Annotated in this window: 1 protein-coding gene; it reads right to left on the minus strand. The window is 37.1% G+C overall.

Features of this window, described 5'->3' with window-relative positions:
• Positions 1–499 (minus strand): WG repeat-containing protein (locus IR022_RS19820; protein WP_194205059.1); only part of this gene is annotated, 499 nt, incomplete at both ends.

Below are 499 nucleotides of genomic sequence, written 5' to 3' on the forward strand. Positions count from 1 at the left end.
ATATTGTGTAGCATAAATATACCCCCTTATAATCTCTATCCGAGAGTACCTTTGGGGAAGAAGAATCTTTCCTTCTCCGTCATATAAAGCGGTTAGAGTATCCTTTACCGTAAAAAATCCGGGAAAAGGGGCGTCAATCCACCCTTTAGAGGGAGCAATAATAATGTTCCCATTTTTGTCCATAACCCCTATCTTTTTTGCATTTTCATCTATAGAAATTAGATAATACTTTGCATATAAAGTATCAACAATATTATACTCGTATTGAAGGGCTTTTGCATCTACATCCAGTTTATAAGTATAAAAACCGTTGTCTTTATAATCCTCGATTTTGTTACCTCTGAAAAACAGGCTGTCGATATGTTCCAGAAGATAATATTGAGGTTCCACAATCCAGTTTCCCGAATTATCTACAATGCCATATTGGTCTGTTTCGGGATCAATGGCAGTGTGATAAGGATTTTCAGCCGATTGCAGATCGGCGTTGATAAGTGTTCCA

Source organism: Dysgonomonas sp. GY617 (genome assembly GCF_015233815.1).
Classification (GTDB): Bacteria; Bacteroidota; Bacteroidia; order Bacteroidales; family Dysgonomonadaceae; genus Dysgonomonas_A.